The organism is Microcoleus sp. Pol12A5 (assembly GCF_036701435.1).
Lineage (GTDB): Bacteria > Cyanobacteriota > Cyanobacteriia > Cyanobacteriales > Microcoleaceae > Microcoleus.
In genome coordinates, this window is sequence record NZ_JAUBQU010000199.1 from 1 (window position 1) to 6,529 (window position 6,529).

Consider the following 6,529-nt stretch of genomic DNA (forward strand, 5'->3'; position numbering starts at 1 on the left):
ACTCATTACCTAGCTATAACTGTTGCCTCGTTTACCTATCTTTACATACTTCAGTCTTTTCAGCCCGACCTACTTATATTACAACCATTATTGCTTTGTTTGGCAAGTGATACTGCTTTGTGTCAAAGGAGTTGTGGCATTTATGTGCGCTTTTATTCCCTATATCGGCTAATTTTTAAGCGTAATTTTAGCAGGGCTGCCTTTATTAGATTAGCATTGGAAAGCAGGTGAGGTGTTGTTGCTATATTTCCCAATTAAACAAATGGCAGCAGGGAATTTGGTCACCCAGATCCTTATGAAAAAGCAGGGATATTTGCTTTCCAATTACACATTAACACTCTAGACAGCATTTAGATTTTCATTGTTTTTTTTGGAATTATTTTTAGCGCCGTCAATTATAATTGTTATTAAAACTTTGGTTAAACAAGTTTGAATCAAAGATATACGAGACTGCTGGCCGACTGCTCCATCATCGAAGCTATCTCATAGCCCATAAAGCTAGATTTGTCAAGGCTAATAAATGTGAAATTTATAAATCAATCAACCGCGGACACTCCCGCTCAAGACTGATGAAAAAAAATTCTAAACAAGCTAATTATTAAATTAATAGATAATAACATAAATTATTTGTTTAAAAACTCATTTAACTGGAAAGGAACTCACCATATGCCTAGGCCAGCCACCGTTAACAACTAAAGTATAAAAGATATGAAACCGCAGAACTCACCCACCGACAACATTCAACAATCAATTCGACAAGCAGCTTCTCATGCCTGGTTTGAGCGACTGGCAAGATTGGGATATGCTTCAAAAGGCTTAGTTTACTTTATTGTCGGTTTTTTAGCAGCACAAGCAGCCTTTAGTATGGGCGGCAGGACAACCAATACTACCGGTGCATTATCAGCCATTGTTAACCAACCTTTCGGTAAATTTATGCTATTTCTGGTAACGATTGGCATTATTGGTTATGCCCTTTGGCGTATCGTTCAGACAATTCTAGATCCAGAACACCAAGGACAGAAAATGGATGCCAAGCGAATTGCCCAACGCATTGGCTACGCCTTAAGTGCTTTAGCTTACGCAGGTTTGGCTTTAACGGCTGTAAAACTGATAATTGGTTCGGGCGGTGGTAATAGCGATACAACCCAAGATTTGACAGCCCAAATTTTAGCGCAACCGTTTGGACAATGGCTGGTAGGATTGGCAGGATCAATTGTTATTGGTGTAGGATTTTCTTATTTTTATGAAGCATATAAAGCCAAATTTCGCCGCCATTTCAAGCTAGAAGAAATGAGCCAAACCGAGCAAAATTGGGCGACACGGTTGGGTCGATTCGGAATTGCTGCCCGTGGAATTGTTTTTGTTATAATCGGTTTTTTCTTAATTCAAGCAGCAAGGCTATCGGATGCCAGTCAAACGAAGGGATTGGGCGAGGTGTTGGCAATTCTGGGACAACAGCCTTTTAGTCCAGTGATTTTGGGTTTAGTACCTTTGGGTTTAATTGCCTATGGAATTTACTCGGTAATTGAAGCTCGCTATAGGCGAATTTTCCGCTCATAAGCTTAACCGTTATACAGAAAGTTATGAATTTTGAGTCCAAGATTATTTTGGGTGAAGTCAAAACTTATCTAACTCAAAACTCATAACTTTTAGTAGGCGTCTTGATTCAATCACCTGCTTGTAAGTCTGGATATTTTAACTAAAAACTCAGGGAGGATAAGGATGCACCGCCCCTAGTCAACTCAAAACTCCTAAAAACTGATAGCAAAAATTGGTTATCATGCTTCCCACAAAGAGTTTAAGCCCAGCGAACTACTGAAATATGTCCAAATGGCCGAACAAGCTGGCTTTACCCACATCCTTTCTTCCGATCACTTTCATCCTTGGAGTGAAGCGCAAGGACAAAGTGGTTTTGCTTGGTCTTGGTTGGGTGCAGCAATGCAAGCAACGCCGAGGCTTTCCTATCGGGTTGTTTGCGCTCCCGGACAGCGGTATCATCCGGCTATTATTGCCCAAGCTGCGGCAACGTTGGCAGAAATGTTTCCAAATAGTTTTTGGCTCACGGTTGGCAGCGGTCAAGCGTTGAACGATAAATATTACTGGGGATAAGTGACTTGACTTACTAAGAGCCGCAACACGCGCCTCAAAGAATGTGTCGATATTATCCGCGCCCTTTGGGCAGGAGAAACCGTCACCCATCGCGGTTTAGTGTGCGTAGAAGATGCAAAACTCTATACCCGGCCGGAAATTCTCCCATTAATTATCGGCGCGGCAGTTACCCCAGAAACAGCAGAATGGTTGGGCAGTTGGGCTGATGGATTAATTACTACTTCTCGCCCACCTGAAAAATTAAAAAAAGTCGTCGATGCGTTTCGTCGCGGTGGGGGAGAAGGGAAACCAATGATTTTGAAAGTGCAGCTTTCCTATGACAGTAATGCAGAGAAAGCACTACAAGGCGCTCACGATAAATGGCGTAGTAACATCTTCAGAAGCAAAATGTTGACCGAACTGATAACACCAAATCAATTTGATGCCACCGGGGAGTTTGTGAAACCAGAGGAGTTATATCAACACCTCCACATCTCGGCAGACCCAGAGCAGCATATTGAGTAGTTGCAAAAAGATATTGAATAGGGGTTGGGTGAACTAATTTTGGACAACGTTAACCGAGAACAAGAGCAGTTTATTGAGGTGTTTAGCGAAAAATTTGTGCCAGCACTGACAAAAAGTTGATGGTGGAAAATCAGTATGTAGATGCGATCGCCCTTATGATGGATACTGGTTCAAAAATCAATTAGGGTTTTTAGCAGCACTAGCAGAAAGCTATTTCGTAGCTTCCTCATGATTAGACAGTTGTTGTATCTGACTTTGGTCAACCAAAGCTTGATTAATTAGCGCCGTAGCACTCCCCCGACGGAGTAACTCGGTTGCATCAAGTAATTGAATAGAATTAATTGCAAACTGATTATTTGCTAATTTTTTACTCTATAAGGCTTGTAGCCCATAGTTTTGTGTAATTAATCGTGTCCTAGTTAGGGTCGAGAGAAGATATTACTATCCTCTCCCTCCCATTCGGAACCGTGCTTGCAACTTTCACTGCACACGGCTACTCGGGTGTACTCTTGTCATTTGAGAGCTTCCCTTTCTTGCGACTTGCTTTAGGTTTCTTTCCTGAAGATACGAGTTCCAGGTTGTGTTTCCTGATTAATTCCAAGTCGGTTTTGGTTTTAACATCGTGACAATGCCGATGCAATAGTTGAAGATTTTTGTAATCATCCTTACCTCCAATGGCTCTAGGGACGATGTGGTCAACTTCCATTACATCTTCATTTCTGAAAATAAATTCGCAATGAGAGCATTTACCCTTCTGCTTTTTTAATAGCAGTGCCAATCGACTTGACAATTCAGGGTTTTTTCCCATTCTTGAACTCCAATAAACTAGGTCGCCATCGTAAGGACTTTTATCTCCTTTAACTTTCACATAGTCGGTGCTGCTACACTCAAATTCACTATGTTTTAGTAACCGAATGGGGTTCGTTCCCTTCTCTCTGGTTGAGAATACCCAGTTATTGCCGCCAATGGTGTGCCAATACAGTTGGTGTCCTGCCTTGATATTTCCACAACGGCGTTTTGCCCAACGTCGAAGTTTCAGGTATGTGAGGTGATCTTGTTTTTTGAGTTCTCCAACGGTTTTAGCATCAGAGTTTGTATAGAAAGAAGTCCATCCCCTTATTACAGGGTTTAAGTCTTTAATTAACGCCGATTGTGGCGATGACCTATGTTTTTTGATGATTCTTCCGATTTCCTCTTGGTGAGCCTTACTTGACTTCTTATTTGGGGTGATGAGTGTGTTAAAACCTAATATTTCACCGTGCGTACCTAAACTACTCCGATGTTTTCCAACAGGGTATTGCTGGATATGATGACCTAAAAAGTCAAATCCAGCTTTACCATCCTCACTCAATTCCTTCTTGAAAGTGTGAGTTAGTCTCGTCTTTTCAGGTTTTAATTCTAAACCTATGCCAGCCAACCATTCCGAGATCATCTCTCGGCATCTTTGGACTAAGGTTTTTTCTTCACATAGAATTACAAAGTCATCGGCGTACCGGACAATATTTGGTCTGCCTACAAATTTCCCAAATCTGGAAATTGACCTTTCTAAGTATCCATTTGAATTGGTTGGAAACTCTTTTTCTATGTGTTGCTCCAAACCGTGGAGGGCAATATTTGCCAATAGCGGAGAGATGACCCCGCCCTGTGGCGTACCCTCAGATGTTGCAGTGAATACTCCTTCGTCAATTACTCCAGACTTTAGCCAGGATTTTACTTGTCTCCTGACTTTGCCTCTTATATTCAACTTTTGGAGTAGTTCATAATGGTTGATGCGGTCAAAACACTTGGCTATGTCTGCATCTAATACAAACTTCGCCTTATGTTGAATACAGAGTTTAATCTGCCTAATCGCATCGTGACATGACCTGCCAGGTCTAAAACCATAGCTGTTTGGCTCAAAAGTTGCCTCCCATTCCGGCTCAAGTGCGGATTTTACTACGGCTTGTAAAGCTCTGTCATATATTATAGGTATTCCCAGTGGGCGTTTTTCATTACTTCCTGGCTTTGGTATCCAAACTCTTCTCGTTGGTTGGGATTTTCCAGTTAGCTTTAATTCCCTTGCCAGTTCTAGACGATCTGCTGGGGATAGGCTTTTCAACCCGTCCACTCCTGCCGTCTTTTTTCCCTGGTTGTCCTGAGTGACCCTTCTTACTGACAAAATCCTATTAGACCAAGACCTCATCAGCGTCTTTTGAAGTTTGCGAACTTTCTTGACATCTCCACAACGGGAAGCAGTGAAAATGCGTTTTTGCAATTTGAAAACATATCTTTCGGCTTGACGCCAATTGATAGCTTTCCATCCCTCTGTATTTGATTCCAAATCAGATTTAGGCTTGTTCATTACTAATGGCACCTTTTCACTTAATCACCTTCGCGGTTTACGTCAGCATATCCTGGGCATTACCCCATCCCTTTTTCGGCATTACCTGTTATTTCAGGTTAGGCATTGGCTTCTTAAACCATCCCTGCCTTTCGTAGCGTGTAGCCTGACAGCCTACCTCAACAATTGGAATTTATGAGGAGCATACAAAAGGATTACTTCGTTCCTACTATTCATTGATTAAATCCGTTAGGGTTTGTCTCTCCGCCGGGGTTCTAGGTGGTGCGCTATCTCGGTAGTAGAGACCTGATAGTCCTTACCCTTGTCAGATATTCCTGACCCAGAAGTTCAGATAAATCTGATTAGCTTATATCCTCTGGTAATAAGTTTCGACGGTTGAATCGACAATTCGTTAGCTTGCGCTTCTACCCCACGACTTCATTGCTTTCGCAATGATTCGGTTATAGGATTTTTGCTTGCGGTGTCGGTATTCAGCTATCCCGATTGACCACTTTCACCCTCGCTTTACACCAAGGTTGTCAATCTTTGTGTAGAGGAAACCAAAATTTAACTTTGGTTCTTTGTGTGCTTTCAATCACGCACCATGATGTCAGGACTTGGTTTATTTTGGATTTTGGTTATGATGTCGGTGTGACCTTTATCTTTCCCGCTTTCCCCTAGTTGTCTTAGCTTTATGCTCGACCAGGTTTCCTCACCTGCATGAGTAGTAAGTTATCGGCGATGGGGGATTAAAGTGCGAACTCCAACCCTTATGGGCTTACCCTATCGCTGCTAGCCATCCCCCCTTTTCAGGTTTCGGCTAAACGAATCGCACCTACAGTCATATTTTATTTCTGCTTTTTGTGTTTCTATCACAGATTCTCTAATTTTGCCAATTGTTTCTGAGCAAAATTGCGGAGTTGTTCATCTGGATCGTTGGCAAATCGATCGCGAAGTATTTCTAAAGTTTTTGGGAGATCGGAGTATTGCTTGACCATGATTTTAAGTGCTGTTTGTCTAGGATTATATTGGAACTTAGACTGACGTTCAAAAGGATCATTGATAGCTATATCGCACAACCATTGAAATATTTTTTGGTCATCTTTCCAGCCCCGTGCTATTTCTTGGACTGCTGTGTGTCGCACATCCGAATTATCGTCAGATTGAGCCAGTTGTTTGAGAAGAGGTAGGGTTTCCGGGTCATCTTTCCACCCCCGTGCTAATTCTTGGGCTGCTGCATATCGCACATCCGAATCATCGTCAGATTGAGCCCATTGTTTGAGGAGAGGTAAGGTTTCCGGGTCATCTTTCCACCCCTGTGCTATTTCTTGGACTGCTGCATATCGCACATCCGAATTATCGTCAGATTGAGCCCATTGTTTGAGGAGAGGTAAGGTTTCCGGGTCATCTTTCCACCCCCGTGCTAATTCTTCGACTGCTGCATATCCCACATCCGAATGATCGTCAGATTGAGCCCATTGTTTAAGGAGAGGTAAGGTTTCCGGGTCATCTTTCCACCCCCGTGCTATTTGTCGGACTGCTGCTTGTCGCACATCCCAATTATCGTCAGATTCAACCCATTGTTTGAGGAGAGGT

The 6,529-nt window shown here is 42.4% G+C and carries 3 protein-coding genes and 1 pseudogene; 2 read left to right on the top strand and 2 right to left on the bottom strand.

Annotated elements, in window-relative coordinates:
• Window positions 1-708: 708 nt before the first annotated feature.
• Window positions 709-1,560: a DUF1206 domain-containing protein gene (locus QUA45_RS27265; protein WP_333222969.1), complete on the top strand. Its 852-nt coding sequence runs from the start codon at window positions 709-711 to the stop codon at window positions 1,558-1,560.
• 210 nt (window positions 1,561-1,770) lie between these two features.
• Window positions 1,771-2,613, top strand: a pseudogene (locus tag QUA45_RS27270) (TIGR03885 family FMN-dependent LLM class oxidoreductase).
• A gap of 493 nt (window positions 2,614-3,106) precedes the next feature.
• Here QUA45_RS27270 and ltrA read toward each other — a convergent pair.
• Together ltrA and QUA45_RS27280 are read right to left on the bottom strand one after the other, a co-directional pair.
• Window positions 3,107-4,954 (bottom strand): group II intron reverse transcriptase/maturase, encoded by a 1,848-nt coding sequence (gene ltrA, locus QUA45_RS27275; RefSeq protein ID WP_333101273.1) that lies wholly within the window; start codon window positions 4,952-4,954, stop codon window positions 3,107-3,109.
• A gap of 851 nt (window positions 4,955-5,805) precedes the next feature.
• On the bottom strand, window positions 5,806-6,529 hold a 724-nt coding region (locus QUA45_RS27280; protein WP_333222972.1), incomplete at its 5' end, for a HEAT repeat domain-containing protein.